Source organism: Novosphingobium barchaimii LL02, from assembly GCF_001046635.1.
GTDB lineage: Bacteria > Pseudomonadota > Alphaproteobacteria > Sphingomonadales > Sphingomonadaceae > Novosphingobium > Novosphingobium barchaimii.
The window spans coordinates 420,859-446,423 of sequence record NZ_KQ130454.1; the positions used below are offsets into that span (position 1 = coordinate 420,859).

Annotated in this window: 24 protein-coding genes; 13 read left to right on the forward strand and 11 right to left on the reverse strand. The window is 65.9% G+C overall.

Annotated elements, in window-relative coordinates; genetic code table 11:
• The first annotated feature begins 55 nt into the window (after positions 1–55).
• Complete coding sequence (locus tag V474_RS12495) at positions 56–706, forward strand: response regulator transcription factor (RefSeq protein WP_082699771.1); 651 nt, start codon at positions 56–58, stop codon at positions 704–706.
• A gap of 40 nt (positions 707–746) precedes the next feature.
• A complete protein-coding gene (locus tag V474_RS12500) occupies positions 747–1,178 on the forward strand; it encodes an acyl-CoA thioesterase (protein WP_059151802.1) in 432 nt (143 codons plus the stop codon).
• Positions 1,179–1,289: 111 nt separating this feature from the next.
• Here the strand turns inward: V474_RS12500 and V474_RS12505 are convergent, their stop codons facing one another.
• The 4 genes from V474_RS12505 to adh form a co-directional block, all read right to left on the reverse strand.
• Positions 1,290–3,554 carry a hybrid sensor histidine kinase/response regulator gene (locus tag V474_RS12505; protein ID WP_059151803.1) on the reverse strand — a complete coding sequence of 755 codons (2,265 nt, stop codon included), beginning with the start codon at positions 3,552–3,554 and terminating at the stop codon, positions 1,290–1,292.
• Between the two features lie 11 nt (positions 3,555–3,565).
• Positions 3,566–4,756, reverse strand: a complete 1,191-nt coding sequence (locus V474_RS12510; protein ID WP_059151804.1) for an FIST N-terminal domain-containing protein — start codon at positions 4,754–4,756, stop codon at positions 3,566–3,568.
• A gap of 63 nt (positions 4,757–4,819) precedes the next feature.
• Entirely contained in the window at positions 4,820–5,242 is a 423-nt protein-coding gene (locus tag V474_RS12515) for a DUF779 domain-containing protein (protein ID WP_059151805.1), read from the reverse strand.
• Positions 5,242–6,762: an aldehyde dehydrogenase gene (adh, locus tag V474_RS12520; protein WP_059151806.1), complete on the reverse strand. Its 1,521-nt coding sequence runs from the start codon at positions 6,760–6,762 to the stop codon at positions 5,242–5,244. The genes V474_RS12515 and adh overlap by 1 nt, the downstream gene beginning before the upstream one ends.
• A 272-nt stretch (positions 6,763–7,034) precedes the next feature.
• On the opposite strand from adh, the gene V474_RS12525 reads away from it, so the two are divergent.
• The 4 genes from V474_RS12525 (at position 7,035) to V474_RS12540 (ending at position 10,427) form a co-directional block, all read left to right on the forward strand.
• Positions 7,035–8,522, forward strand: a complete 1,488-nt coding sequence (locus V474_RS12525; protein ID WP_059151807.1) for an ATP-binding protein — start codon at positions 7,035–7,037, stop codon at positions 8,520–8,522.
• Positions 8,523–8,718: 196 nt separating this feature from the next.
• On the forward strand, positions 8,719–8,904 hold the full coding sequence (locus tag V474_RS12530) for a DUF4169 family protein (protein WP_059151808.1): 186 nt from the start codon (positions 8,719–8,721) through the stop codon (positions 8,902–8,904).
• Positions 8,904–9,107: a hypothetical protein gene (locus tag V474_RS12535; protein ID WP_059151809.1), complete on the forward strand. Its 204-nt coding sequence runs from the start codon at positions 8,904–8,906 to the stop codon at positions 9,105–9,107. The genes V474_RS12530 and V474_RS12535 overlap by 1 nt, the downstream gene beginning before the upstream one ends.
• A gap of 180 nt (positions 9,108–9,287) precedes the next feature.
• A complete protein-coding gene (locus V474_RS12540) occupies positions 9,288–10,427 on the forward strand; it encodes an acyltransferase family protein (RefSeq protein WP_059151810.1) in 1,140 nt (379 codons plus the stop codon).
• A 3-nt stretch (positions 10,428–10,430) separates the two neighbouring features.
• Here V474_RS12540 and V474_RS12545 read toward each other — a convergent pair whose 3' ends face one another.
• The 3 genes from V474_RS12545 to V474_RS12555 all read right to left on the reverse strand — a co-directional run bounded on the left by V474_RS12545 (position 10,431) and on the right by V474_RS12555 (position 12,753).
• Positions 10,431–10,922, reverse strand: a complete 492-nt coding sequence (locus V474_RS12545) for a hypothetical protein (protein ID WP_059151811.1) — start codon at positions 10,920–10,922, stop codon at positions 10,431–10,433.
• 122 nt (positions 10,923–11,044) lie between these two features.
• Complete coding sequence (locus V474_RS12550; protein WP_082699773.1) at positions 11,045–12,070, reverse strand: L,D-transpeptidase family protein; 1,026 nt, start codon at positions 12,068–12,070, stop codon at positions 11,045–11,047.
• A 212-nt stretch (positions 12,071–12,282) separates the two neighbouring features.
• Entirely contained in the window at positions 12,283–12,753 is a 471-nt protein-coding gene (locus tag V474_RS12555) for a peptidylprolyl isomerase (RefSeq protein WP_043971565.1), read from the reverse strand.
• A 211-nt stretch (positions 12,754–12,964) separates the two neighbouring features.
• Here V474_RS12555 and mgtE point away from each other — a divergent pair, with 211 nt between their 5' ends.
• From mgtE to V474_RS12565, 3 genes are all read left to right on the forward strand, one after another.
• The gene (gene mgtE / locus V474_RS12560; protein WP_059151813.1) at positions 12,965–14,398 is read left to right on the forward strand and encodes a magnesium transporter; all 1,434 of its coding nucleotides are present in this window, start codon (positions 12,965–12,967) and stop codon (positions 14,396–14,398) included.
• Between the two features lie 300 nt (positions 14,399–14,698).
• Positions 14,699–15,337, forward strand: coding sequence for a hypothetical protein (locus V474_RS25605; protein WP_148649387.1), 639 nt, complete (start codon positions 14,699–14,701; stop codon positions 15,335–15,337).
• A 261-nt stretch (positions 15,338–15,598) separates the two neighbouring features.
• The gene (locus V474_RS12565) at positions 15,599–16,000 is read left to right on the forward strand and encodes a DUF1489 family protein (RefSeq protein WP_059152134.1); all 402 of its coding nucleotides are present in this window, start codon (positions 15,599–15,601) and stop codon (positions 15,998–16,000) included.
• A 151-nt stretch (positions 16,001–16,151) separates the two neighbouring features.
• Here the strand turns inward: V474_RS12565 and nudC are convergent, their stop codons facing one another.
• The 3 genes from nudC to V474_RS12580 are packed head-to-tail and all read right to left on the reverse strand — an operon-like array spanning position 16,152 to position 19,433.
• Positions 16,152–17,087, reverse strand: coding sequence for an NAD(+) diphosphatase (gene nudC, locus V474_RS12570; protein ID WP_059151814.1), 936 nt, complete (start codon positions 17,085–17,087; stop codon positions 16,152–16,154).
• Positions 17,059–18,360: a serine hydrolase domain-containing protein gene (locus tag V474_RS12575; protein WP_236711236.1), complete on the reverse strand. Its 1,302-nt coding sequence runs from the start codon at positions 18,358–18,360 to the stop codon at positions 17,059–17,061. The genes nudC and V474_RS12575 overlap by 29 nt, the downstream gene beginning before the upstream one ends.
• Positions 18,357–19,433 carry an A/G-specific adenine glycosylase gene (locus tag V474_RS12580; RefSeq protein WP_059151815.1) on the reverse strand — a complete coding sequence of 359 codons (1,077 nt, stop codon included), beginning with the start codon at positions 19,431–19,433 and terminating at the stop codon, positions 18,357–18,359. Before V474_RS12580 ends, V474_RS12575 begins: the two co-directional genes overlap by 4 nt.
• A gap of 29 nt (positions 19,434–19,462) precedes the next feature.
• On the opposite strand from V474_RS12580, the gene V474_RS12585 reads away from it, so the two are divergent.
• The 4 genes from V474_RS12585 (at position 19,463) to V474_RS12600 (ending at position 25,118) form a co-directional block, all read left to right on the forward strand.
• Positions 19,463–20,017: a DUF721 domain-containing protein gene (locus V474_RS12585; protein WP_059151816.1), complete on the forward strand. Its 555-nt coding sequence runs from the start codon at positions 19,463–19,465 to the stop codon at positions 20,015–20,017.
• Between the two features lie 11 nt (positions 20,018–20,028).
• Positions 20,029–20,784 (forward strand): thioredoxin domain-containing protein, encoded by a 756-nt coding sequence (locus V474_RS12590; RefSeq protein WP_236711237.1) that lies wholly within the window; start codon positions 20,029–20,031, stop codon positions 20,782–20,784.
• A gap of 111 nt (positions 20,785–20,895) precedes the next feature.
• The gene (locus V474_RS12595; protein WP_059151818.1) at positions 20,896–21,654 is read left to right on the forward strand and encodes a DsbA family protein; all 759 of its coding nucleotides are present in this window, start codon (positions 20,896–20,898) and stop codon (positions 21,652–21,654) included.
• Between the two features lie 26 nt (positions 21,655–21,680).
• Positions 21,681–25,118: a chromosome segregation SMC family protein gene (locus tag V474_RS12600; RefSeq protein WP_059151819.1), complete on the forward strand. Its 3,438-nt coding sequence runs from the start codon at positions 21,681–21,683 to the stop codon at positions 25,116–25,118.
• A 4-nt stretch (positions 25,119–25,122) separates the two neighbouring features.
• Here the strand turns inward: V474_RS12600 and soxR are convergent, their stop codons facing one another.
• A complete protein-coding gene (gene soxR, locus V474_RS12605; RefSeq protein WP_059151820.1) occupies positions 25,123–25,563 on the reverse strand; it encodes a redox-sensitive transcriptional activator SoxR in 441 nt (146 codons plus the stop codon).
• Between the last annotated feature and the right edge of the window lie 2 nt (positions 25,564–25,565).

A 25,565-nucleotide genomic window follows, 5' to 3' on the forward strand; every position in this document is an offset into this window, starting at 1 on the left:
CCGTCCGCCACCGGGTTAGACGAGCCGAAACGCATTCGCCGTAACGGAAGGTAGCATGGGAGAATTCATCGATCCTGAACGCGTCTTGATCGTCGACGACCACTCGCTGGTTCGCGACGGCCTGCGATCGATCTTCGATGATGTCTTCCCCGCCTGCATCATACTTGAGGCCGACAGCCTGCAAACCGCGCTGCAGGCGCTGGACGCGGAAGGCGAGGTCGACCTCGTGCTGCTGGACCTCAATATCCCCGACGTCTCTTACCTCTCCGGCCTGGAGGCACTGCGCAGCCGTTTCCCGGCGACGCCGGTAGTGATGGTGTCGGGCATGACCGACCGCAATGTGGTGCGCGATGCTCTGGCCGCGGGCGCGGCGGGCTTCGTACCCAAGTCGCTGAAACGCGCCGCCATCGTCGATGCCCTGCAACAGGTGCTCTCGGGCGAGATCTACATGCCCGACCTGCCCGGCCACGAACGCCAGGCCGCCGAAGAAGACCTCATCCGCGCCCGCATAGATACCCTGACCCCGCAGCAGCGCGTGGTGCTGGGGCATCTGGTGGCCGGACTGCTCAACAAGCAGGTCGCCTATGAACTGAACGTCTCGATGACCACGGTGAAGGCGCACGTCTCTGCCATCCTGCAGAAGATGGACGTGTTTTCGCGCACCCAGGCGGTCATCATGGCAAACAAGATCGGATTTCGCGGCTGAGGCGTGCTTTTCGCGGCGGCGGCCTGTAGGGCGATCAGCCATGAGCCGAGAACCGCTACGCCCGCGCGGCGCCTACCGCGCCTTCGTGTCCACCCCCACGCGCTGGCATGACAACGACGTCTACGGGCACGTCAACAACGTGGTCTATTACGCCTTCTTCGATACGGCAGTAAACGCCTGGCTGGTTGAAACAGGCCTGCTCGACATCGAGAACGGCGATCCGATCGGTGTGGTGGTGGAGACCGGGTGCCGCTACGCCGCCTCGGTGCATTTCCCGCAGAAGCTGGAGGTCGGGCTCACCGTCGCCCGCCTCGGCACCAGCAGCGTGACCTATCACCTCGGCCTTTTCGTCGAGGGCGAAGACGAGCCTGCCGCCGAGGGCCACTTCACCCACGTCTACGTCGGGCGCGAAAGCCGCAGGCCCGTGTCCTTGCCCGAAAACTGGCGCGAGGTTCTTTCGCGGCTGGCCTGAGGGTTCCCAAAGGGCCTTTTCGCAGACCCCGCCCGGTCGGGATTCAAAGGTTTTGCAACGCCCCTCGGCACCGTTCAGCCCGAGCCTGTCGACGGCACCGGCAGTCGGCCCCTAAAGCACATCCATCTGCCGCAGCAGCGCGCGCAGCTGGGACGGTTTCACAGGCTTGTTCAGCAGCGGCAGCGACAGGCTTGCCAGCTGGGCCTTGGTCTGCACGCCCCTGTCGGCGGTGATGACCATCGCGGGTACATCGCGACCCGCCCTCGCCCGCAGCGCGGCGATCGCCTTGTCGCCGGTGAGATCATCGTCGAGATGATAGTCGACGATAAGCATCGCCGGTCCCTGCTCCAGCGCGGCAAGCGCGGCGGCGTCGGACGGATCGTTGGCGGTCGCCACGTCCAGCCCCCAGTTTTCCAGCAAGGCCGCCATGCCTGAAAGGATGGAGGGATCATTGTCGATCACCAGCACCAGCCCGCCCGGCCCGGCACGCGTGCCGATGACGGCGGCCCCGGCCTCGGGCAACGCCGCTGCCGAGACTGCGCGCGGCAGGCGGATCGAAAAGGCCGCGCCTTGCCCCGGCGCGGTGGTCAGGTCCATGCGGTGGCCCAGCATCGTCGTCATCCGCCGCACGATGGCGAGGCCCAGGCCCTTGCCGGGAATCGCCTGCGTCTTGCCGACGCGGCGAAACTCCTCGAAAATCTCGTCTCGGTCGCACAGCGCGATGCCGGGGCCAGTATCGCGCACCGTTACCCTCACGTCTTCGCCGTCCGGTTCCACCTCGACGGTGACGCTGCCCAGTTCGGTATAGCGGATCGCGTTGGAAACGAAGTTCTGCAGCACCCGGCGCAGCAGCCGCGCGTCGGAACGCACCCACATCAAGGTATCTGACACCACGAAAGCAAGCCCGCCCGCAGCCGCCAGCGGCGCGAACTCCACACGCAGGGCGGAAAGGATGGAGGCCAGCGGCAGGTCGGCGAACTCGGGCTGGATCGCGCCGGCATCAAGACGCGAAATCTCGAACAGGGCCTCCAGCAGGTCTTCCACCGAATCAAGCGCGGTCGACGCCTGCTGCACCAGGGCACGGGGTCGCTCCGGCATCGCGTGGCCGTCCATGGCCGAGACGAACAGCCGCGCCGCGTTCAGCGGTTGCAGCAGGTCGTGGCTGGCGGCCGCGATGAAGCTGGTCTTGGAGCGGTTGGCCGTCTCCGCCTCGTTCTTCGCCGCCACCAGCTGGCGATTGAGGTCGACCAGTTCGGCGGTGCGCTCGGCAACCCGGCGTTCGAGGGTTTCGGCGGTTTCGGTCAGCGAGCGTTCGAACTGCACGTGATCGGTCACGTCGTCGAACGTGAAGACCATGCCGCCGTTCTTCAGCGGCACCGAACGCACGGTGAAATGGCGTTCCTCGCCATCGGCTGCGCCCATGACGCAGTTGGTGGCCACCCGCGCCCCGCCGCTCTCGCGCCAGTCGAGCGCCTCCGCCCGGTCCAGTCTGCGCTGGTCGATGCACCAGCGTGCCAGTCCCTCGTGCGTATCGATGGCCGTGTCGATCCGCGATACGTCGCCTCCATCCCTATTCAATGCCAGGACCGTCAGCACCCCCTCGTTCCAGGCCTGCAACTGTCGCCGGGCATCGAACAGGCACACCCCTTCCGACAGGGTATCCAGCGTCGCCTGAAGCGCGAGGTTGCGTTCGGCCAGTTCGCGGGCGCGCTGACGGGCGTCCTCGGCCTTTACGGTGGTGATGTCGGTATAGATACCGACAGTGCCGCCCTCGCTGGTGCGCAGTTCGTTGATCTGGATCCAGCGCCCGTCCGCCAGCGCCTGTACATGCGCGCCTTTCGCGCGGCGATGCTGGGCCACACGGTCCTTGAGCCAGCGTTCGGGTGCCAGGCTGGAGCCAATCATCCCGCCCGACTGGGCAAGCCGGCTCGCCAGTTCTGCGAATTCCGGCCCATCCTCGCTGATATCCTCGAAATAGGGGAATATCTTAAGGTAGGCGCGGTTGCACAGGACCAGCCGGTCCTCGGTATCGAACAGGGCGAAACCGTCGGCCAGCGATTCGATGGCGTCGCGCAGCATCACCCTCGCGGCGGTGGCATCGGCATTCGCGGCGGCCAGCTCGGCGTTCACGGTGTTGAGCCGTTCCAGTGCCACTTCCAGCGCCCCGGTGCGTGTCCGCACCATCGCATCGAGAGAAATAGCCGTCTCGAACATCGAGAAGGCGCCGCCCTGCATGTCGGTCGATCTCTCGACCCGGTCCATCAGGGCGACGTTGATCTTCTCTAGCCGGGCCACGCGGCGGCGCAGTCCGGCCAGTTCATCGTCCCGCTCATGGCAGGCTGCACCGGCGCGCAGATGTTCTTCGACTTGCGCCATCCCCCGCCCTTTCAGCGCCCGCCGGAAGGCACGGGCGCCACCTGGTCCCCAGAACGACCGATCGCCAGCCCGCTGAAGGTCTGGTTCATGTGCGCGGCCAGAAATTGTTCGCCATAGGTGCTGAAACCCAGCACCTTGTTGTCCCTGTAGATCTGCGAAACCTCGTGCAGGATTTGTCGGTCCTCGGCATCGAGGCGGTTCAGCACGCAGTCGAACCCGATGATGTGATCGATCGCGCCGACCTTGCTGGAGACCGAACCGAACAGCTCGCGCATCCAACTGAGCCGGTCGACCGGCTTGCCGATAGTGAGGACGACGCCGGTGTCGATGGCACAATAGAAGGTCAGCGATCCGTCCGGGTTGGCCGACTGGATGGAGCGGACGTGGAACTGCCCGCCCGTGCGGACCATCGGCGGATGAGCGGCGAAGAAGTGCGCGTCCAGCGTTTCGGTCGGGCTTCCGGAAAGGCGCAGGTATTCCTCGGCGGCGGGTTCGGCGTTGATCTCGTAGACGGTGCGACTTTCCGGGTCCGCCTCGGTGATCACCATCTTGGCCGGGCCCGGGCGATAGTGGTTTGCGCAAAAGACATGCATCGGCCGCCGACTGGTCAGCACTGCGATCACTGCCGCATCGGAATGGAAGTGCCCTTCGTGCAGCACGGCGGTTTCGCGGAAGGAGAGCCCGTCGCCGCTCGACCCGCCGATCAACTGGACGTCGCCCAGCGCATGCTGCGCGGTCATCGTCAGCAGTTCCTCGCGGTGGGAAAGCCCGTCGACGAAGAACAGTGCCACCTGATGCAGATCGCCCGCAGCGGCATGGTCCAGCCGTGCGCCGGCCACCAGCTTGCGGATCGCGCCCTGCGCCGCCTCGGGATCGAAGCGATCGAGATCGTCAAAACGCAGCGAGGCCATCGAAAAACTCTCGGCCGGAAAGCCGATCAGCTGCAGACTATCGGTGTCATAGCCCCGATCGGTCAGTTCGCCCGCGCTGGTGCACCCGATCAGCGGCGCGCCCGGCAGCGCGGCCTTGAGCGCGCGGGCCAATTCATCGCTCGGGTAGGTGTACGAACAGAACAGCAGCGCGCCCGCTAACTCGACATCACCGATCGCAGCCACCAGCTCCGCGACGGCGACTTGCGGATCGGCCGCGCGCGAGGCGCAGGCAACCAGAGGTCGATCACTGCCTTGAAGAGTGGCGTTCATTCGCATGTCCCGCTCCGCGCCGGCCACCTCTTTGATCGAGCGGTCCGTGCGTTTGCGCGAAGTCTAGGCCTTGCCCGCCCCCTCGCCAAGCGCATTCGGATCATCGCCTCTCGGCGGTTCACCCGCTGCTTCGAGCGAAGCGTTCTCCGCGTCGGTGAAGATGCGGCTGCGCACGATGAAGCGCACGCCTTCGGGCGCCTCCAGGCTCATGCCCGAACCGCGCCCCGGCACCACGTCGATGGTCACCTGGGTGTGGCGCCAGTATTCGAACTGCGCCGCCCCGATCCATACCGGGGTGTCGCCGGTGACCTTGCCCAGCAGCACGTCCTGCCCGCCGACGCGAAACTCCCCGGCAACGAAACACATCGGCGCCGATCCATCGCAGCACCCGCCCGACTGATGGAACATCAGGTCGCCGTGGACGCCGCGCAGGCGCTCGATCCACTCCGCCGCCGCCGGGGAGGCGAGGATGCGGGCCGGAAGCATCAGAAGAAACCGAGCGCTTTCGGGCTGTAGCTGACGAGCAGGTTCTTGGTCTGCTGGTAGTGGTCCAGCATCATCTTGTGGTTTTCGCGCCCGATGCCCGACTGCTTGTAGCCACCGAACGCCGCGTGGGCGGGGTAGGCGTGGTAGCAATTGGTCCACACGCGCCCGGCCTGGATACCTCGGCCGATGCGATAGGCGCGGGTTCCGTCGCGGGTCCAGACCCCGGCGCCGAGGCCGTAGAGCGTGTCGTTGGCGATCGCGAGGGCCTCCTCGTCCGTCGAGAACTTCGTCACCGCCAGCACCGGGCCGAAGATCTCCTCCTGGAAGACGCGCATCTTGTTGTGGCCTTCCAGCACGGTGGGCTGGACGTAGTACCCCTGCGAAAGCTCACCTTCATGGGCGACTCGCTCGCCGCCGGTCAGAACCTTGGCGCCTTCGTCGCGGCCGATCTGGATGTAGCTGAGGATCTTTTCCAGCTGGTCGTTGGAGGCCTGCGCGCCGATCATGGTCGATGCATCGAGCGGGCTGCCCATCCTGATCGCCTCCACCCGCGCGATCGCCTTTTCCATGAAGGCGTCATAGATCGATTCGTGGACCAGCGCGCGGCTTGGGCAAGTGCAGACCTCGCCCTGATTGAGCGCGAACATGGTGAAGCCTTCCAGCGCCTTGTCGAGATAGTCGTCGTCGGCGTCCATCACGTCAGCGAAGAAGATGTTGGGGCTCTTGCCGCCCAGTTCCAGCGTGCAGGGGATCAGGTTTTCCGACGCATACTGCATGATGAGGCGGCCGGTGGTGGTCTCGCCGGTGAAGGCGATCTTGGCGATCCGCTTGTTGGCGGCCAGCGGCTTGCCCGCCTCTATGCCGAAGCCGTTGACGATGTTGAGCACGCCGGGCGGCAGGATGTCGGCCACCAGTTCGGCCAGCACCAGGATCGACATCGGCGTCTGCTCGGCAGGCTTCAGGACCACGCAGTTACCCGCAGCCAGTGCGGGGGCCAGCTTCCACGCCGCCATCAGGATCGGGAAATTCCACGGGATGATCTGGCCAACCACGCCCAGCGGCTCGTGGAAATGATAGGCCACCGTGTCGTGGTCGATCTCGGCGATGGAGCCTTCCTGCGCGCGCAGGCAGGATGCGAAGTAGCGGAAGTGGTCGATCGCCAGCGGCACGTCGGCGGCGGTCGTCTCGCGGATCGGTTTGCCGTTGTCGATCGTCTCCACCAGCGCCAGCCTGTCCAGATTGGCTTCCAGCCGGTCTGCGACCCTGAGCAGCGTGTTCGCGCGCTCGGTGGGTGATGCCTTGCCCCAGGCGTCCTTGGCGGCGTGCGCCGCATCCAGCGCCAGTTCGATATCCTCGGCCGTGCCGCGCGCCACCTGACACACCACCTGGCCGGTGACGGGCGAGACGTTGTCGAAATACCGCCCCTTGACCGGGGCCACCCACTTGCCGCCGATGAAGTTGTCGAACTTCGCGCGGATGAGCGCGTCGCCCGTGAATTTGCTCATGGCCTGTTCCAGCATCCTGGTAACTCCCTAATTTGTCGCCGGCCAATGTGGCCGCGCGGAAGCGGGCAGCCAATTGTACCTTGGGACGATGGAGGCCGGTGGGCGGGCGGGCTTCGACAAGCTCAGCCTGAGCGGGGTCCAGTAGGATAGGGGGCCCCGCTCAGGCTGAGCTTGTCGAAGCCCGCACCCCGCAGCACCGCACTTTGACGGCTTCCCCCGCCCAACCTCTGGATAAAGCCGCCTCCCCACCTTGCGCGCGCCCCGTCCCCTTTGGCAGGAGCACCTTCGTGAGCGCGAACATCGTGATCGGCCAGACGCCGCAAGGCCAGCCGATCGAGATCGACATCAAGGAACTTCTGGCGACCCGCCTGCTGGTGCAGGGCAATTCCGGGTCCGGAAAGTCGCATCTGCTGCGCCGGATCCTGGAAGAAAGCGCCAGCATCGTCCAGCAGGTGGTGATCGACCCCGAGGGCGACTTCGTCAGCCTCGCCGAGGAATTCGGCCATGTCGTGATCGACGGCTCCGCTTATGGCGAGGCCGAGATCGCCCGCCTGGGCGCGCGCATCCGCCAGCACCGCGCCTCCGTCGTGCTGGCGCTGGACGAGCTGGAAATCGACCAGCAGATGAAGTGCGCCGCGCAGTTTCTGAACGCCCTGTTCGATGCCCCGCGCGAACAGTGGTATCCCGCGCTGGTGGTGGTCGACGAGGCGCAGATGTTCGCACCCGCCGCCGCCGGTGAAGTGACCGAGGAAGCCCGCCGCGTCAGCCTTGCGGCGATGACCAACCTGATGTGCCGCGGGCGCAAGCGCGGCCTTGCCGGCGTGATCGCCACCCAGCGCCTCGCCAAACTGGCCAAGAACGTCGCGGCCGAGGCCAGCAACTTCCTGATGGGCCGCACTTTCCTCGACATCGACATGATCCGCGCCGCCGACCTGCTCGGCATGGAGCGACGCCAGGCCGAAGCCATCCGCGACCTTGCGCGCGGCCAGTTCCTGGGACTTGGCCCCGCCATCGCCCGCCGTCCGGTCTCGGTGAACGTGGGCACCGTGCGCACCGGCCAGAAGTCGGTCACGCCGGGCCTCGCCCCGCTGCCCACCGCCACGACGGAGGAACTGCGCGAGCTGCTCCACGAAAACCTCCACGTCGAGCCGGAGCGCCCCGAATTCCACCGCGCCGCCCCGAAAACCGAGGACGCCGAGACGCTGGCCCGGCGAATCGCCGAATCCGACCTGCTCGAACCGACCAGCTCGCAAGCCCGCGAGAGCGAACGCGAACGCCAGCGCCCCGAACCCGATGCGGAGGAAAGCCGCGCCGCCATGGTCGAGATCATGAACGCGATGGCGCAGGAGGACGATTGCACCTTCCAGTCGTCGACCACGCTGTTTCAGGATTTCACCATCCGCTGCCGGATGAAGGGCATTTCCGTGCGCGGCCTCGACGCGACGATGTTCCGCCGGGGCTTCGCCGCCGCACTGGCCGGTATCGACGATCCCGACGACGAGCGCTGGATGGACCTCATCAATCTGTCGAAGCATGTCCCCGACGATGCGCTGGCCACGTTCTATGTGATCGCCCGCGCCGCGATCGACGGCAAGCCCTGCCCCGACGACATGGACCTGGCCCGCATCTACGGCACCAGCAGCCCGCGCCGCGTGCAGCGCCTGCTGGATTACCTGGAAAAGGACGGGTTGATCGTGGTCCGCACCGATTTCTCGGGCAAGCGCTCGGTCGGCCTGCCGGACCTCGGGGTAACGACTTCGCCGGTCGAGGCCTGACGGACTGCTGTTTGCCGCAAGAGCACAGAAACGTGCATTTCGGATTAGTAAGCCCGCGAACTCAACTCTTTTTGATGATACTGGGCCGCCTCGCGCAAGTCCGAGACCGGTCCGAGACCGGTACGCAACACATAGTTACCGGCCTTGCCACCCGACGCCCTTCCCCGCGCATGCGATCCGCTGTAGTCGGTGATCCATGGCAGACATCATCAACCTGCGAATGGCCCGTAAGGCGCGCGAACGGGCGGCCGGGGAAACTCTGGCGCAGGCCAACCGCGCCAACTACGGTCGTACCAAGAACGAACGGACCGCGAAAAAAAACGAAGCCGCGAGAATCGAACGCATAGTCGACGGCGCTCTGCGCGAGCGTGAGGATAACTGATGCGCACGACAGACCTGGAGGCGAGCGTACGCCTCTATCATCTCGACGGAGGCCCGGAGGGCGGCGCGGCCACCACTCTGTTTTACGGCACATTGTCCGGGGCGATGGACATTGCCGCACAGCAAAGCGAAGACGTGCAGGACGGCCTGTTCATCGCGACCGACAATGACGTGGTTGCGTACCTCGACCTGATCGAAACCTGACCGGCAAGCCGCCTGCTGTCGGGTAGGCAGCGCCCAACGGGCTGTCAGGCACCGGTATCGCTTCATGCTGAAATCGCTCCATGATGGATCCAAGCCTGCCGCCGCAGAGCTGTTCCTCATGGTATGATCGGGATGCAGGGGGGAAGGGACTTCTTCCGCCCGGACCACCCGGAAAGCGCGATGTCGAACACTATTGGGCTGAACAGCATCGGCAGATCGACGTCGAAGGTCATCGCGGTATCCCGCGTGCTCTGTATCTTGTGCGTCATCTATGCACACACACCGCCCTACGGCGACGCTGTTCCCCGCACCCTGTTCGGGGGCGAAGCCGTGATCTGGATCTTGCGCGAAACCCTGGGCCGGTCGAGCGTGCCCTTGCTCAGTATCATCTCCGGCTATCTTGCGGCCCGCGTTGCCGCCCCCAACGGATTTGGCAGAACGCTTCGCAAAAAGGTGCTTACCCTGCTGGTCCCGCTGGTCCTGTGGAACGCGATCGCGATCCTGATCGACATCGTCTTCTCGCTGGGCGCTAAAATGCCGGCAGCCGATGCCCTGCCGCGCCTTCTCACCGGGATCGACGGATTTCCCCGCCTGATGCCGCTGTACTTCCTGCGCGACATCTTCCTGTGCAGCCTGTCTGCACCGCTTCTTCTCATGGGACTGCGGCGAATGCGGTGGCTGCTGCTATCGAGCCTGCTCGCCAACGCGGTGTGGAACCTCGACGGGCCGCTGTTTCTGGCGAGCGCCATTCCCCTGTTTTATACGATCGGCCTGGGCGCGGGTCAAAAGTGCTGGCAGGCACGGGCCATCCTCAGGCGCCCCGGCCTCTCATGGTCACTGGCGGCGGGGGTGCTCGTGATCCTGGCAATGCTTCCGTTCGTCATGACCGATTATTCCGCGCTGCGGGCAGACGGGCCCGCAAATGCCGCACTGCTCATCGTTCAAAGGGGAGCAGGTGCCGTCACGTTCTGCCTGACTGCCGTTGCCATCGCCGGCAAGGAGCAACTGGCGTCAGCCTTTGCGCGCTTCGAACCGGTTATCTTCTTCGTCTTCTGTTCCCACCCGCTGATCATCGGCCTTGTCTGGATCGTACTGGGTCCCGCAAGCGTGTCCCTGGGCGCAAATGCAGCGCTTGCTGCCTTCCTGATCGCGCCGCCCTTGGTACTGGCGATCGCCGTCCTGGCCGCGGGGATCCTGCGCCAGATGGTCCCCCGCCTCCTGCGTCTGCTGATGGCGGGGAAGCGGATCACCGACGCACAAATGGCGGCGATCACGCCGCCCCTTGCTCCTCTGCGCCGCAAAGCACCCGAAATCAGCTGACCGTCAGAACCGTGCCTGAACGCCTGCGGCGAGATAGTGGTCGCCGATGTTGCCCTTGAGGTCGATCATCGGCAGCAGCGGCATGGCCACCGTGCCATAAGCACGCAGATCGTTGCCGATCAGGCGCGCGCCCACGCCCACCGCAAAGGACATCGGCAGGCGATAGGTGGCTTCCACCTTGCCGAAGATCTTGGTGCCGGAATTGTCGCACTTGCCGTCAGACACCTGATCGTCATTGCTGCTGCGGAAGCACTGCGAATCGTCCTTGTAGAAGCCGTCGTGATCGCGCTTGTGGAAGAACGCGCCGACTGCCGGGGTAATCGCGAAACCGCCGTCCTCGATCACCGGCACGCCCACCGCCAGTTCGCCGCCCCATGATCCTTCCGAGCGTGCCACGTTGGCCTCGGCCGTGACTTTAGCAGCGGCGGGCGATGCGGCGGCAAGAGCGCACAGGCCGGCGCAAATGCCCAGCGGGGCGGCGATACGGAATTTCATGATGGTCCTGCGCTCCTTGAAACCGGATGGTCAGCCCGGGCTAGGTCCGGCAGCGAAAGCGGGCAAGGAGCGAGGTTTCCGTCCATCGCGGCAGGGACTCGGCCTATCCCTTTTAGTCGGGATCAGGGCTGAAAGACCACCTCGGTCCCGGTGTGGACCATCTGTGCAAGGCGGGCCGCGTCCCAGTTGGTCAGGCGCACGCAGCCATGGCTTTCGCTGCGGCCGATCGTCTGCGGCTCGGGCGTGCCATGGATGCCGTAATGGTCCTTCGACAAGTCGATCCACACCACGCCGACCGGGCCGTTGGGTCCGGGGGCGAGGCGCTTGGCCTTGTCGTTCTTGCTCGCGTCCCAGAACAGGTCCGGGTCGTACTGGTAATCGGGGTTGCGCGAAGTGCCCTTGATCTTCCAGGTGCCGATCGGCAGCGGATCGTGAGCGCTGCCCGTGGTCACCGGGAACTGGGCGATCAACTTCTCCGCCTTGTCGTAGACGCGCAGCGTGCCTTGAGACTTGTCGACGACGATACGCTCGGCATTGGGCTGATCGCCCGCCACGCCCAGGCGTTGCAGGGTATCGGCCCAGCCGCGTTCGTCTCCCTCGATCTTCGCGGGCGCCACGTTGGCGATCGCCGGCACGCGGATCGTGCGCCCCGCCGCCAGTGCGGTATTGGGGCCGTTGAGCGCGTACAGCGTGTCAGGCGTGGTGTGGAACCGTTCGGCCAGCGCTTCTGTCATCGAACGATAGCCAAGGTGGTCGAAACGGGCCAGCTCGGCCGTCTTGTGAGGCAGATCCCGCACGAACGGTCCGCGCGCGAAAGCCTCGGGGATCACGACCAGCAGCGTCGCCGCCGTGCCCTGCCCCTGGAACAGCGCCGTCTGCGTTGCCGGATCGAGCTGTCCGGTAGACGGCAGGCCGCGCGCTTCCTGGAAGGCCGCCAGCGCCAGCTTGTAGGACTGCCCCTGCCTGCCGTCGATCACGCCGGGCGAGAAGGCCAGCCGGTCGAGCGCCACTTGCGCGCGCATGATCAGGCTGTCGGCAGCCTCGGTCTCTCCCCCGCCGGGCGCATTGGCGAAGGCCAGCGTACCGCTCGCCGCTGCATTTGAGGGGTCGGCGGTCGGCTCGCTGCGCGGTCCGCAAGCGGAGATCATCACGAGAGCAGGAAGGCACAAGGGAAGTAAGCGTTTCAAACGGCACCCGTTATTCTTGTTCTGGTGCCCGTATCAACGCCCGGCCGCGATTTTGGCTCCGCCCATCGACGAAGATCGCGACTTGCCCCGGCGGAGACGCAGTTCAAAAGCACGCCGCCCACGAAAAAGGGCGGCCCTTTCAGGCCGCCCCTCTCGAATCTTGGCGGGGCCGATCAGCCTTCGCTGATGGTCGCCTTGACGATCTTGCCCGGCTCACGCGGGGGCTCGCCCTTGGGCAGCGCGTCGACCAGTTCCATGCCTTCTACCACCTGGCCCCAGACGGTGTACTGCTTGTCGAGGAAGCTGGCATCGTCGAAGCAGATGAAGAACTGGCTGTTGGCCGAGTGCGGGTAGCTGGTGCGGGCCATCGAGCACACGCCGCGCACGTGCTTTTCGGCGTTGAATTCAGCCTGGAGGTCAGGCTTGTCCGAACCGCCCATGCCGGTGCCGTTGGGGCAGCCGCCCTGCGCCATGAAGCCGGGGATGACGCGGTGGAACTTCACGCCGTCGTAGAAACCCTCGCCAGTCAGTTCCTTGATGCGGTCGACGTGGCCGGGGGCCAGGTCCGAACGCAGCTTGATCTTGACGTCGCCGCCTTCGCCATTGCCGGTGTCGAGCGTGAGGGTCAGAAATTCGTCAGCCATCGCATGTCTCCTATTGTCGGCGCGCAAGGTCGTTGGCGCGCGCCGGTCGGCTTGGCGCTCGATATAAGGCGCGCCGCGCCAATGTCACGCCTTGCCGAGCCATGCGCCCGATCGCCCGCCCGAACCATCTGCCGAAACGACTTGCGGGAAACCTCCGGCAACGCCCCTCCCGGCTGTTGCAATTGCGAAATAGCTGCGTAGACCGGCCCCTATGAGCGAAGCGGACCTCAAGGAAGAACTGCCCGGCGCAGCGGATGATACCGCGCCCGAAGGCATGCCCGAATCCGAGACCCTCGACGAAGACAACCGCCTCAAACCCGAATTCGTCCGCAACGTCAAAGAGGCCCTCGACGACGAGGACTCCGACCGCGTCTACGACCTTGTCGAACCGCTCCACCCCGCCGACATCGCCGACTTGTTCGAGCTGGTCGACGAACGCGAACGCCTGACTCTCGCCCGCTCGATCCGCGACCTGATGGGCGTGGAAGTCATCGCAGAGATGAACGACTGGGTCCGCGAGGCGCTGATGGAAGCGCTTCCGGCCGATGTCGTCGCCGAGATCGCCGGCGGTCTGGATACCGACGACGCCGTCGCGATGCTGGAAGATCTCGACGAGGCGGACCAGCAGGCCGTCCTCGCCGAGATGGAGCCGGAAGACCGCGCCGCCATCGAATCGGCGCTGTCCTACCCCGAAGAATCCGCCGGCCGCATGATGAGCCGCGACCATGTCGCGGTGCCCGAGACGATGACCGTGGGCGACCTCATCGATTACCTGCGCGAACACCGCGAACTGCCGACCGAGTTCTGGGAAGTGTTCTGCGTCGATCCGATGCACCGCCCGGTGGGAACGTGCTCGCTGTCCTGGATCCTGCGCTGCCCGCGCAATATCCCGCTTTACGACGTGATGGCGCGCGACCAGACCCTGATCCCGGCCGACATGGACCAGGAAGAAGTCGCGCTGCGCTTCCAGAAGTACGCGCTGATTTCGGCCGCGGTGGTCGACACCTCGGGGCGGCTGATCGGCCAGATCACCGTCGATGACATCGTCCACATCATCTCCGAGGAAGCGGGCGAGGATGCCCTGCTGCTGTCCGGCGCGGGCGACGGCGACATCAACGAGCCGATCCTGCTGACCGTGCGCGCCCGCCTGACCTGGCTGGTGGTGAACCTGGCGACGGCGATGCTGGCCTCCTCGGTCGTCGGCCTGTTCCAGGGCGCGATCACCCGCTTTGCACTGCTGGCGGTGCTGATGCCGATCGTCTCGGGCATGGGCGGCAATGCCGGCACCCAGACCCTGGCCGTGGTGGTGCGCGCCATCGCCACCAACCAGCTGACCGATTCGAACACCGCGCGCATGATCTGGCGCGAATTCCGCATCGCCCTGACCAACGGGCTGGCGCTGGGCGTCCTGATCGGCACCGGCACCGCACTGGTTTTCGGCAACCCGCTGCTGGGCGCGGTGATCGCCTCGGCCATGCTGATAAACAACCTCGTCGCGGGCCTTGCGGGTATCCTCGTCCCGGTAACGCTGGACCGCTTCAACGTCGACCCGGCGGTGTCCTCAGCAGTTTTCGTGACCACCGCGACCGATACGATGGGCTTCTTCACCTTCCTGGGCCTCGCGGTGCTGACGGGGCTGGCTTAGCCCGCGCCGTAATCTCCGGTTGGGGTGAGTGCGATATCTGGGGTTTGGCAGCTGTCGCCCCAAATCCGTCCTTCCAACCCCGCTCAGCCTGAGCTTGTCGAAGGCCCTACGGCGGGGCGCTGTGCTCCCCATGCTTCGACAAGCTCAGCATGAGCGGTGTGGGTGCGGCTATGGCAACCAACCACCCAAATCAGGCAAAAGTAGCCTGTCTGCTCGCGCCCCATTGCAGACCTTAGGCATCATTCTAAGCAACGTTATAATGTAGTAGATGGGCGGATCACGTCATGGGAAAAATGACAAATGAAGCTGCTTCTCGCCAGCCTAACAGCCTTTTCTGCAACCATGAGTGCTGCTCAGACACTACCATCATGGCAGCCCACTCGCCAGGACAGCAGTTTTACTGAGTGTGCGGCTGACGACATATTAGTAGTTTCCCCTCAAAAAAATACCTTCCCTGTTACGATCCGAAATTACACTGTCGAAAAGAACAATATTGAATTTATATTAAAATCAAAATCAGGATGTAGATTTGCTTTGATAGGATTCAGAGCAGTAGGGTCAACAACGATTTACACTAAAAATGGCCTGCAAGCGTCATTACCGGTGAATGGCTCGTTGCCGGCGGAAACTACGCTTTCAAAAGCAGAGATAATCAATCAACCGTCCAAATGCGGATCAATCCATTTAGATGAATCTCGCGTTCCTGGGTTTGCTACAGTGAAATATTGCTCTGAAGGCCAAAATATTGGAGGAGTAATTTCCTATAACAATGGAATTTTCAATGTTGTCGCAGCCCAAGGAGCCAGCCCTTTTGATAGCTTTACGGTCACGCAACCGGCGTTGCATGGTCGGGGATTCAATATCGGTGTTTTTTCATCGAAGGCAGCAACTTCAGTTCCTATAAAAATGTTGTTTTTCGACGCCCTCGCAAAACAGTAGCGACTCCTGCCCCCTGCGGTTCCAAAATCAATCGGGCCGCTAGCCACCCAAATCCGTCTTTCCAACCCCGCTCAGCCTGAGCTTGTCGAAGGCCCTGCGGCGGGGCGCTTTTTATGCTTCGACAAGCTCGGCATAAGCGGCGGAGGAAGTAACGCGCCTGCCTTTCCTGCCCGATAAGCGACAACCCTCAGCGTGAATTTGTCAGGCCGCATTGGGCAATTCTCCTTTCGCCCTATGCGGCGCCTCCCTATCTTGGCGGGTATGCCGCTGCACATGACCAAGATCGCGTATTCCGCAGAAAGCCCCGCCTCCCTTCGCGCCTGGCTGGAGAGCCATGCCGGGGGCGAGGCGCTGATGACCACGCGCTATCTGCCCACGCGCCATGCGGAGATGATCGGCGGCTCGCTCTACTGGATCTTCGAGCATGCGCTGATCGGCCGTTCGCCGATCGTCGGTTTCGAACAGCGCGAAAGCGACGGGCGCTGGCATATCCGGCTCGAACCCAGGCTCATCCCGGTAGTGACCAAGCCCAAGCGCGCCCATCAGGGCTGGCGCTACCTCAAGGACGAGGATGCCCCGCGCGACCTCGCCGAGGGCGAAAGCGCAGGCGACGCGATGCCGCCCAAACTGGCGCGCGAACTGATGAAGCTGGGGCTGATGTAACAGGCGGCCCGCCGGCCCGAAGGCTTTCCTACATCGCCGCCGCCTGTCATCCTCCCGCCGGCTCTTTCCATCGTCGATACCGCCACATCCGCAAGGCCTTGTACGAAAGGCCCCGCGCGCATGTACTTCATCAACAAACCGGCATCGTCACCTAAACCGCCCGGTCCACCCACCATTGCAGCAGCACATGGGCGACCGCATATTTCGGCGGCGCCCAGAAGGCACGGCCGCTTTCGCCGACTGCCGTGGCCTCCAGCGCGTCGATCACTTCGGCGCGGGTGAACCAGCGGGCGTCCTCCAGTTCGGTGACGTCGATCGTGATCGCCGGATCGTCCGCGAAGGCATGGCAGCCGATCATCAGCGAGGACGGGAACGGCCAGGGCTGGCTGGCGATGTACGTGACATCGCGGACCCGGACCCCCGCTTCCTCGAAGGTCTCCCGCGCCACGGCTTCCTCGATCGTCTCGCCAGGCTCGACGAAGCCGGCCAGCGCGGAGTAACGCCCCGCCGGAAAGCGCGGCTGTCGGCCGAGCAGCAGCTTGCCGTCATGCTCCACCGACATGATCGTCACCGGATCGACGCGGGGAAAATGCTCCGCCGTGCAGCCGGTGCAGGAACGCTGCCAGCCGCCCTTGGCGATCACCGTGGGCTGGCCGCAGACCGCGCAGAAACGGTGCCGCGCATGCCAGCCGACCAGAGCGCGGGCGCCGCCGTAAGCCGCCAGTTCGGCAGGTTCCAGCACCGTCATCGCGTTCCAGCTGGCGGGGCCGGCGTGGGGACTGCCGCCCGGATCGACGGGCACCACCTCGGCAAAACAACCGCGCTGGGCATCATCCAGGCCGAGGAATACCAGTTCGTTTTCCGGCGCTGCATCGGCAAGGCTGCTCCAGACGAGGCGGCCTTCCGGGGTCAGCACCGGGTCAAGCCCTTCCAGCTTCAGGAGGCGGGCACGGGCGGTCATCAGGGCGGCGATGGCGTCCGGGTCGCCTCGGATGTGATCGGCGCGGTCGATATGCGAGCCGGCGAAGGCTATCGGGGCAGAAGCGGTGATAAGCACGTCAACGGGTCTCCAGGATCGCAAGAACATCGGCCTTTAACGCGGCCTGGAATTCAGGCAGCAGGTCGAGCGCGTCGGGGGGCATGAACTGGACGAAAATCTGCGAACGCAGGCCGTGAACCATATCGACCATGCCGACAGTCCCCGCCGCGCCGGACCAACCGTAAATGCCCGCCTCCGCGCCCTTGCCCACACGGCCGCCCGCGCCAAAGCCGGAAGGGCCACCAAAGGCGGCAGGCACGCTGACGCCGGGCGGCAGAAGGTTAGAGGTGCCGGTGCGCACCGCGCTTTCGCTGAGCACGCGCCGCCCGTCAATCATGCCGAACTGGGCGAGCAGGCGCAGGAACCTGTCGTAATCGCGCGGGCTGCTGACCAGCCCGGCACCGCCAAAGGGAAAGGCCGGCTTGTCGAGGAAGATCGAAGTGGCGCCCTCGTCTATCGGGGCAAGAACCTCGCCGATGGCGACGTAGTTGGTGGTCAGCCGGTGTGCCTCGGCAGCCGGGACCTGGAACCAGGTACTGGTCATCCCGGCGGGCGCGAAGATCGTTTCGTGAAGGTAGACGTCGAAGGGCTGGCCGGTCACCACCTCGATCACCCGGCCCATCAGGTCGAGGCCCATCGAGTAGCTCCACCGCGTGCCGGGATCGGCGACCAACGGCACTTCGGCAAGTCGGTCGGCGAAGTGATCCAGTCCCTTGACCGGCGTGCCCCAGTCCAGCCCGGGTGCGGTCAGCCGGCTGATCTGGCCGGGAACGAGGCCCTTGCCGGTCATCAGCCGCCGGATCGCGCCGTTCTGGACGATGGTATAACCCAGCCCCGAGGTGTGCGTCATCAAGTGGCGCATCGTGATCGGCCGGGGCGCAGGGTGAAGCGCGGTGACCGAGCCGTCGTACGTGTCCTGCACCTGCATGGTGCGGAATTTCGGCAGTATTTCGTAAACCGGCTGGTCTAGCCCGAGGCGGCCCTGCGCGATCAGTTGCATCGCCGCCATCGCGGTGACCGGCTTGGTCATCGAATAAATGCGACACAGGCTGTCTGGCGTCACCGTGTCGGGGTCGTTGAAACCCTCCGACCCGCGCGCCACGAATTCCGGCTCGCGTCCGGGCAGACCGAGCGAGGCCACCATGCCGGGAAACCTGCCCGGCCCGGTCCAGCGTTCGACCACGGCGCGGACTTTGGGGAGCAGTTCCGGCTGCGCGGCGGCCCAGGCGAGCTTCGGCATCAGCGCCGCGCCCAGCCCGGCGGCACCGGCCATGCCCAGCAGCGCGCGCCGGTCCATCGCCGCTTCGAGGGCCCGGATCAAGCGTCCTGCCTTTCGGCGGCAAGAGCAAGGCGCGCGGCCTTGGCGAAAAGCGTCGGCAGTCCCGCCTCGTCCAGCCGGTCCAGCGGCCACCACTCACCTTCGGCGCCTTCGAACCGGCCGCCGAGATAGACCGCAAGGCTCAGTTCCAGGGAGAAGTGCGTGAACACGTGATCGACCTTGCCCGCGCTATCCCATGGTCCAGATGCCGGCCCCTCACCGCAACCATCGGCGCGGGCGGCCCAGCCATCGTCGGGGAGCGCGCGCATTCCGCCCAGCATCCCCTTGTCGGCGCGGCGCACCAGCCAGACCTGTGCCTCGCCGCCCAATTCACGCTCGATCCAGAAGGCGCGGCCCTTGCGCACAGGCTTGGCCTTCTTCGCCGCCTTGACCGGCAGGCGCTCCGGCTCACCGCTGGCCCGCCCGGCGCATCCGGCCGACAGAGGGCATAGCAGGCAGCGCGGGCTGCGCGATGTGCAGACGCCGCTGCCAAGGTCCATCATCGCCTGCGCAAAGTCGCCGGACCGCAGATCGGGCGTAATGACGTCGGCATATTCGCGGATCAGCGGGCGAGAGCCAGGCAGCGGCGTGTCGATCGCGAACAGCCGCGAGACGACCCGCTCGACATTGGCGTCCACCACCACCGCGCGCCGCCCGAACGCGATCGCGGCCACCGCAGCGGCGGTATAAGCGCCCAGCCCCGGCAGGGCGCGAAGGCCGTCCTCGGTATCGGGAAACTGCCCGCCGCGCGCCGCCACTTCGCGGGCGCAGGCCAGCAGGTTGCGAGCGCGGGCGTAATAACCAAGCCCCGCCCATGCCGCCATGACATCCTCGTCCGGCGCGGCGGCCAGCGCCATGACGGTCGGCCAACGCGCCGTGAAAGCGGCGAAGTAGGCCTTCACCGCGCCTACGGTGGTTTGCTGCAGCATCACTTCAGAAAGCCACACCCGGTATGGATCGGGCGCCGGGCTGCCGGGACGCGCGCGCCAGGGCAGGTCGCGGCCATGGGTGTCGTACCAACCCAGCAGGTCCTGCGCGATCCTCGTCGTACCTGTGGTATCCGAACTGGCGTCCATGCGCCCGCTATGGCATTGGAGCGCCGGTAATGGAACGCAATCCCGGCAAACAATCGGACAAAAAGGGCAAGGCATCGAAGCCGGGCCTGAAGCTTTATGAGCGCCCACGCGGCGGCCAGGCCCGAGCGATCTCCGATCTGATGCCGGAAGTGGGGCGCACCGCCTTTCGCCGCTTCGGCTTCGTCCAATCCAGCGTGGTATCGCGCTGGCCCGAGATCGTCGGCGCCCGCCATGCCCGCGTCTGCTCGCCGGAATCGATCCGTTTTCCCCCCGGCGAAAAGAGCGACGGCATACTTCAACTGGTCGTCGTCGCCGCCCATGCGCCGATGATCCAGCACGTCATCCCCGAGATCGTCGAGCGGGTGAACCGCTTCTTCGGCTACAACGCAGTGGCCCGCGTGAAAATCCGGCAAGGCGACGTTAAGCCGCCGGTCGCCACTCCGCCTCGCGTCGCCGCTTCGCCGACGCTGAAGCCGGTACCGTTCGAACTGGGCGAATCGCTGCGAGACATCGGCGATCCCGAACTTCGCGCGGTGCTCGAATCGCTTGCCCGCAGCATCGAGGCCAAGGGCGGCCAGGAATAACAGTGCCAGGAATGACCAGGATGCGTTTCGCCAGCATGAAGACCACGCTTCGTTTTACCGCCCTCGCCGCCTGCGCCGCGCTGAGCATTGCCGCCGCGCCTGCGAAAAAGCCGGCGCCCGCGCCCTCTTCAGCCGGAAAGAACTGGGCGGGTCAGGTCGTCGCCACTCCCGATGGCAGCCACCGCTATGGCAACCCCGACGCGCCGGTGAAGCTCAACGAATACGTCAGCTATACCTGCCCGCACTGCGCCCATTTCCACAAGGAATCCGACCCGGTCCTGCGCCTGACTGTAGTGCCGAAGGGGCAGGTTTCGGTGACGGTAACCAATTTCCTGCGCAATCCGATCGACCTGACCGTGGCGATGCTGACGAATTGCGGCGACCCCAAGCGCTTCTTCGTGCGCCACAACGCGTTCTTCGCCACCCAGGAAACCTGGCTGGGCAAAGTCGAAAAGTTCAGCCGCGACCAGCAGGCTCGCTGGTATCAGGGCCAGCTCACCGACCGGATGCGCGCCATCGCCAGCGACCTCGGCTTCTACGACCAGATGGGAGCCTGGGGCATGGGCCGCGCACAGACCGACGTCTGCCTGGCCGACAAGGCGATGCTCGACAAACTGCGCACCCAGCAGACCGAAGTCGAGAAGCTTGGCTTCCAGGGCACGCCCAGCTTCACGCTCAACGGCGAAGTACTGAATGCCAACGACTGGGCATCGGTATCCAAGGCGATCACCGCCAAGATCGCCGAGCAGCGCGCCGGCAATATCTGATCTGCCCGCATGGCGGCGGCAAGCTGTGGATGCAGCGCCGCGCCGTGCTTTGTCTTCGGCCCGTCCATGGGCTAGCCCTGTCACAAGTGCACACGTAAGGATTCGCCTCCGATGTTCCGCAACCGTTTCCGCCAGATCGCTCTTGGTCTGCTCGTCGCCCCGCTCGCTCTTGGCCTCGCCAGCTGCGGCAAGAAGGACGAGGCCGCCGGTCCCGTCTCGGGCGAACCGATCGCCAAGATCGCTCCGCCCGCCGGCAAGGCCTGGGCCGACATGATCGAAAAGACCCCCGAGGGCGGCTACCGCATGGGCAACCCCGACGCCCCGATCAAGCTGATCGAGTACGGCGCGCTCAGCTGCTCGCACTGCGCCGAATTCGCGAAGGAAAGCTTCGGCAAGCTGCGCGACGACTATGTCGCCAGCGGCCGCGTGAGCTATGAGATGCGCTACTTCATGCTCAATGTCTTCGACATCCCCGCATCGCTGCTGGCGACCTGCGGCACGACCGAAGCGGTGATCCCGCTGAGCGAGCAGTTCTGGGCCTGGCAGCCCAAGATGTTCGAGAACATGCAGAACGCCGACAAGGCGAAGCTGGCCGCGCTCGACACGATGCCCAAGGAACAGCAGATCGGCGCGGTCGCGCAGGTTTCCGGTATGAGCGACTTTTTCGCATCGCGCGGCATCGCCCGCGATCAGGCCAATGCGTGCCTTGCCGACACCGCCAAGGCCAAGGCGCTTGCCGACCAGACTCAGAAGGCGTCGGAGCAGTTCAACATCACCGGCACCCCCAGCTTCATCATCAACGGCAATTCGGTCGGTTCCGGCTCGTGGGCGGAAATCGAACCCAAGCTGCAGCAGGCCGGCGCTCGCTGATCTGATGTCCTGACGGTAATAACTCGATGCGCATCCACCGGCTCAAGCTCAGCGGATTCAAGAGCTTCGTCGAGCCGGCCGAACTGCGCATCGAGCCGGGGCTGACAGGCGTCGTCGGCCCCAATGGCTGCGGCAAGTCCAACCTTCTCGAAGCGATCCGCTGGGTCATGGGCGAAAGCTCGCCCAAGTCGATGCGCGGCGGCGGCATGGAAGACGTGATCTTCGCCGGCACGGACAAGCGCCCGCCGCGCTCCTTCGCCGAAGTGGTTCTCAAGGCCGAAACCGCCGCCCGCGCCGACGGCTTGCGTGAGGAACTGGAAGTCGTCCGCCGGATCGAGCGCGGCGCAGGAAGCGCCTATCGCATCAACGGCCGGGACGTTCGCGCCAAGGACGTAGCGCTGACCTTCGCCGATGCCGCCACCGGCGCGCACAGCCCCGCACTGGTCAGCCAAGGCCGCATCGCCGCCGTCATCGCCGCCAAGCCCGCAGAACGCCGGGCGATGCTGGAAGAGGCCGCAGGCATCGCCGGCCTGCACGTACGCCGCAAGGACGCCGAACAGCGCCTTAGAGCTACAGAAGCGAACCTGGCCCGCCTCGACGACCTCATGGCCAGCCTCGATAAACAGGTCGGGACGTTGCGGCGGCAGGCCAAGGCCGCCGAACGCTACAAGGCGCTGACCGACCAGATCCGCCTTTCCGAAGCGCGCCTCGTCTTCGCCCGCTGGCGCGATGCCGCCGAAGCCGCCGAGGCCGCGCGCAAGGAAGCGCAGGCCGCCGAAGCGCGGGTTACCATGGCGCAGGGCTTGGCCGTGGAAGCGCAGAGCCAGCAGGCCAAGGCCGCCCAGACCCTCGCGGAAACGCGCGACGAACTTGCCGACCGCCGCGACGATGCCAGCGCGCAGGGCCACCGCATGGCCACGCTGACCAGCCAGTTGGAAGCCGCCGAACAGCGCCTCGCCGATCTCGACCGCCAGCGCACCCGGCTGGAGGAAGACCGGCACGATGCCGACCGCCTGACCCGCGACGCCGCCGAAGCGCTCGCCCGGCTCGAACGCGAACTGGCGGACGGCGAGAAGCAACTGGCGGCGGACGAAGCCATGCGCCCGCGCTTCGCCAACACTCTCGACGGCGCCGAGCAAGCCTCACGTGCCGCCGAGCTGGACCTTGCGCAGGCCACCGCGCGGCAGGCCGGGGTCGAGGCCGAATGGCGCATCGCCGAGGCCGAAGTAGCGCAAGCCCGCAGCCGCAGCGCCCGCGTCCAGCAGGATATCGCCCGGATCGAGGGACAGATCGCCGCGCAGGCCGACGCCGCCGAACTCGACGCCGCGATCGCCGCCGCGAAGGCCTTGGCGGAGGATGCGAACGCCGCGCTGGCCAAGGCGCGCGAAGGGCTGGACGACATGCAGGCGCGCAAAACCGCCCTCCAGGCAGAGCGCGACACGGCCGCTTCCGCGCTGGCGGGAGCCCGCGCCGACCTAACCGGCATCGAACGCGAACATACCGCCCTGCAGCGCGACCGCGAGGCCCGCGCCAAGGGCGCCAGGGCGGCCCACGGCCTCCCCGTGGCCATCGATGCCCTGCGCGCCGCGCCGGGCTACGAACGCGCCCTTGCCGCCGTGCTCGGCCGTGATGCCAAGGCGCCGCTGGGCCTTGTCAAAGGCGCCGACGGCCGCTTCTGGACCGGAGCCGAGCCGCCCACGCCCGTCGCGGACAGCCTTGCCGCCCATGTCGGCAAGTGCCCGGACGAACTCGCCGCACGCCTCGCGCTGGTCCACGTCAGCGATGAAGACGACGGGCGCGTCCTGAAGCCGGGCGAGTGGCTGGTGACCCGCGCCGGCGTGCTGCGGCGCTGGGACGGCTTCGTCGCGCGCGGCGAAGGCGCTGCCGAAGCGGCCCGGCTTGAAGCGGAGAACCGCTTTGCACAGCTCGATTCCCAGCTTCCGCCCTTGCGCGAAGCCGTCACCGCCGCAGAGACGCGGCAAACAGCGGCGGGGCAGGAACTGGCGGCGCTGTCGTCGCAGCTCATTTCCGCCGAACGCGCCATCGCCGCAGCAGCGGAAGCCGAGCGCAGCGCCCTGCGCGCCGTCGATCAGGCCGAGGATGCGCGCAGCCGCCAGCGCGCGCGCCGCGCCGAACTCGATGCTGCGGTAGCCGACCTTGCGCAGCAGCAGCAAGCCGCCGCCGAAGAAGTCGCCGGCGCCAATGCCAAACTGGCCGCTCTGCCCGACCCGGCGGCAGGCCGCGCCGAACTGGAAGCGGCACGCGCCCGCAATGTGCAGGCCCGCAGCGCCCTGCAAGCCGCCATGGCCGCTCTTGCAGCACACGATCAGGCGCTGGCCGTCGCGCGGGAACGCACGACTGCCCAGCGCGGCGATATTCGCGGCTGGCAGGCCCGTTCCGGCGACGCCGCCAATCGCCTCGCGCAGATGGCTGGACGGCTGGAAGAAATCGAGACCGAACGCGCGGTCGTCGCCGCCAAGCCGGCCTCGCTGATGCAGCAGATCGAGCAGGGCGAAGCCGTGCGCACCCGCCTTGCCGATGAACTGGCGAAGGCAGAAGCCGCCGTCGCCGCTGCCACGGATGCTTCGCGCAAAGCTGAAACCGCGCTTTCCGCCGCGCAAGAAACCCTTGCCGCCGCGCGCGAAGGCCGCGCTGGAGCCGTCGCCCGGGCCGAGCATGAGGATTCGCGCCGCGTCGAAATGACCCGCGTTTCGGGCGAGCGTTTCCAGTGCCCGCCCCCGGTCCTGCCGGAGCGCTTCGCCTTTGCGTACGTTGAAGTGGGCAGCGCCGAGGGCGAAAGCATGACGATGGACCGCCTCGTTGCCGAGCGCGAGCGGATCGGCCCGGTCAACCTCGTCGCGGCCGACGAATTGGCCGAAGCCGAAGGCCAGCTAGGCACCAGCGCCGCCGAAAAGGCCGAACTGACCGAGGCGGTCAACCGCCTGCGCGGCTCGATCGGCAACCTCAACCGCGAAGGGCGCGAACGCTTGCGCGCTGCTTTCGAGGCAGTCGACGGCCATTTCCGGCGCCTGTTCCAGCAGCTGTTTCAGGGCGGCCAAGCCCACCTCGCGCTCGTCGATTCGGACGATCCGCTGGAGGCTGGGCTGGAAATCTACGCACAGCCTCCCGGTAAGCGGCTGCAATCACTCACTCTGCTTTCAGGCGGTGAGCAGGCACTGACGGCAGTTGCGTTGATCTTCGGCCTGTTCCTGACCAACCCCGCGCCGATCTGCGTGCTGGACGAAGTCGACGCCCCGCTCGACGATGCCAACATCGAACGCTTCTGCGACCTCCTCGAAGCGATGACCCGCGAGACGGAGACGCGCTACCTCGTCGTCACTCACAATGCCGTGACGATGAGCAGGATGCACCGCCTGTTCGGCGTGACCATGGTGGAAAAGGGCATCTCCCGCCTCGTCAGCGTGGACCTTGGCGGCGCCGAGGAACTGCTGGCGGCGCAGTAGGCCGTCAGCCCAGCACGAAGCGCGGCCCCGGGCCCTGTGCGCCCGCCGTGTCCTCGGCGTTGTAGAGCCGGCATTTCGTCAGGCTCAGGCAGCCGCAGCCGATGCATTCGTCGAGCTTGCGGCGGGTCAGTTCGAGCAGCGCGATCCGGGCATCGATCGATTCGCGCATGGACCGGCTGATCCGCTCCCAATCCGCCAGCGTCGGCGTGCGGCCCTGCGGCAGCTCCGCAAGTTCGCGCTCGATCTGGGCGAGCGCCAGTCCCAGCTTCTGGGCGATCAGGATGAAACTGACGCGCCGTATGTCGGAGCGCAGGAAACGCCGCTGGTTGCCGCCGGACCGCAGGCTCGTGAGCAGGCCCTTCTCTTCGTAGAACCGGATCGCCGAAACCGCGACGCCGGTGCGCCGGGAAAGGTCGCCGATGCTGATGAAGCGGTCCTGGACCATTA

What these genes read in the sequence shown, in the direction of transcription:
- V474_RS12590 (WP_236711237.1), top strand. Translation starts at nt 20,029, where the DNA reads ATGACCAGGATGCGTTTCGCCAGCATGAAGACCACGCTTCGTTTTACC.
- adh (WP_059151806.1), bottom strand. Translation starts at nt 6,762, where the DNA reads ATGCTGGAACAGGCCATGAGCAAATTCACGGGCGACGCGCTCATCCGC.
- V474_RS12515 (WP_059151805.1), bottom strand. Translation starts at nt 5,242, where the DNA reads ATGCTTCCGGCCCGCATCCTCGCCTCCCCGGCGGCGGCGGAGTGGATC.
- V474_RS12530 (WP_059151808.1), top strand. Translation starts at nt 8,719, where the DNA reads ATGGCAGACATCATCAACCTGCGAATGGCCCGTAAGGCGCGCGAACGG.
- V474_RS12580 (WP_059151815.1), bottom strand. Translation starts at nt 19,433, where the DNA reads ATGGACGCCAGTTCGGATACCACAGGTACGACGAGGATCGCGCAGGAC.
- nudC (WP_059151814.1), bottom strand. Translation starts at nt 17,087, where the DNA reads ATGTTCTTGCGATCCTGGAGACCCGTTGACGTGCTTATCACCGCTTCT.
- V474_RS12510 (WP_059151804.1), bottom strand. Translation starts at nt 4,756, where the DNA reads ATGAACGCCACTCTTCAAGGCAGTGATCGACCTCTGGTTGCCTGCGCC.
- mgtE (WP_059151813.1), top strand. Translation starts at nt 12,965, where the DNA reads ATGAGCGAAGCGGACCTCAAGGAAGAACTGCCCGGCGCAGCGGATGAT.
- V474_RS12495 (WP_082699771.1), top strand. Translation starts at nt 56, where the DNA reads ATGGGAGAATTCATCGATCCTGAACGCGTCTTGATCGTCGACGACCAC.
- soxR (WP_059151820.1), bottom strand. Translation starts at nt 25,563, where the DNA reads ATGGTCCAGGACCGCTTCATCAGCATCGGCGACCTTTCCCGGCGCACC.
- V474_RS12500 (WP_059151802.1), top strand. Translation starts at nt 747, where the DNA reads ATGAGCCGAGAACCGCTACGCCCGCGCGGCGCCTACCGCGCCTTCGTG.
- V474_RS12600 (WP_059151819.1), top strand. Translation starts at nt 21,681, where the DNA reads ATGCGCATCCACCGGCTCAAGCTCAGCGGATTCAAGAGCTTCGTCGAG.
- V474_RS12540 (WP_059151810.1), top strand. Translation starts at nt 9,288, where the DNA reads ATGTCGAACACTATTGGGCTGAACAGCATCGGCAGATCGACGTCGAAG.
- V474_RS12535 (WP_059151809.1), top strand. Translation starts at nt 8,904, where the DNA reads ATGCGCACGACAGACCTGGAGGCGAGCGTACGCCTCTATCATCTCGAC.
- V474_RS25605 (WP_148649387.1), top strand. Translation starts at nt 14,699, where the DNA reads ATGAAGCTGCTTCTCGCCAGCCTAACAGCCTTTTCTGCAACCATGAGT.
- V474_RS12545 (WP_059151811.1), bottom strand. Translation starts at nt 10,922, where the DNA reads ATGAAATTCCGTATCGCCGCCCCGCTGGGCATTTGCGCCGGCCTGTGC.
- V474_RS12595 (WP_059151818.1), top strand. Translation starts at nt 20,896, where the DNA reads ATGTTCCGCAACCGTTTCCGCCAGATCGCTCTTGGTCTGCTCGTCGCC.
- V474_RS12565 (WP_059152134.1), top strand. Translation starts at nt 15,599, where the DNA reads ATGCCGCTGCACATGACCAAGATCGCGTATTCCGCAGAAAGCCCCGCC.
- V474_RS12585 (WP_059151816.1), top strand. Translation starts at nt 19,463, where the DNA reads ATGGAACGCAATCCCGGCAAACAATCGGACAAAAAGGGCAAGGCATCG.
- V474_RS12505 (WP_059151803.1), bottom strand. Translation starts at nt 3,554, where the DNA reads ATGGCGCAAGTCGAAGAACATCTGCGCGCCGGTGCAGCCTGCCATGAG.
- V474_RS12555 (WP_043971565.1), bottom strand. Translation starts at nt 12,753, where the DNA reads ATGGCTGACGAATTTCTGACCCTCACGCTCGACACCGGCAATGGCGAA.
- V474_RS12550 (WP_082699773.1), bottom strand. Translation starts at nt 12,070, where the DNA reads ATGATCTCCGCTTGCGGACCGCGCAGCGAGCCGACCGCCGACCCCTCA.